Origin of the sequence: Mesorhizobium sp. M8A.F.Ca.ET.207.01.1.1, from assembly GCF_004794715.1 — a bacterium.
Lineage (GTDB): Bacteria > Pseudomonadota > Alphaproteobacteria > Rhizobiales > Rhizobiaceae > Mesorhizobium.
In genome coordinates this window covers 1-407 of the sequence record NZ_SRUS01000134.1, presented here as the reverse complement: position 1 = coordinate 407, position 407 = coordinate 1, and the positions used below count along the sequence as shown (strand labels likewise).

Below are 407 nucleotides of genomic sequence, written 5' to 3'. Positions count from 1 at the left end.
ACGATACGGCAGGCGGCAGCTGGTTCGGTGCCGACGGCAGACGTGTGCAGGCCCATCTCAATGGTGTTTCGGTCACGCCGCTGGAGCCGATGATGGCCAGCGATACCGTCCGCTACATCGACCGCATCACCAACATCCAGCGCCTGCGGGCCAAGACCCCCTGAATGAAGATCACTGCCATCGAACTGGGCATGCTGCGCGTGCCGTTGAAGACACCGTTCAAGACGGCCCTGCGCACGGTGGAAACCGTCGAGGACGTGGTCGTCCTGATCCGTACCGATACCGGCAACACCGGTTACGGCGAAGCCCCGGCCACCGCCGTGATCACCGGCGATACGCACGGCTCGATCATCGAAGCGATCCGCCACTTCATCGCCCCGCGCCTGATCGGCCAGGACGTGGTCAAC

1 pseudogene is annotated in these 407 nt (G+C 64.1%); it reads left to right on the top strand.

From position 1 onward, the window contains the following. Positions 1-164: 164 nt before the first annotated feature. Positions 165-407: pseudogene (locus EN850_RS33850) on the top strand (dipeptide epimerase); the annotation flags it as partial.